1 protein-coding gene is annotated in these 367 nt (G+C 49.0%); it reads left to right on the top strand.

Going from position 1 to position 367, the window contains the following annotated elements:
• Positions 1-367: MSCRAMM family protein (locus ACDX78_RS23295; protein ID WP_486031236.1), on the top strand; the 367-nt coding region annotated here is incomplete at both ends.

The raw sequence follows: 367 nt of genomic DNA, 5'->3' as shown, positions 1-367 counted from the left end.
TAGAAACGAGTGCACCGTTTGGGCACGAACTTGACGAGACGCCATTGCCTTTTGAGATTGAACTAGGCCAGCAGGATCGTGTGGAAGTAACGAAAGAAAATGAGCGCACCCCAGGCGGTGTGGAGCTCTTGAAAGTTGGTGAAGAAGAAGAACCTTTGGAAGGCGCGGAATTTGCGCTTCAAGATGCAGAGGGGAATGAACTTCAATCCGGCTTAACAACAGATGAAGACGGCTTGTTGATGGTAGATGGATTGGCACCTGGAAACTATCAATTTGTAGAAACGAGTGCACCGTTTGGGCACGAACTTGACGAGACGCCATTGCCATTTGAGATTGAACTAGGCCAGCAGGATCGTGTGGAAGTAAC

The sequence above is a fragment of the Virgibacillus oceani genome, assembly GCF_041521345.1.
GTDB lineage: Bacteria > Bacillota > Bacilli > Bacillales > Amphibacillaceae > Virgibacillus_N > Virgibacillus_N oceani_A.
Note: the sequence above shows the minus strand (reverse complement) of the source record. Positions and strands in the feature narration are given on the sequence as shown.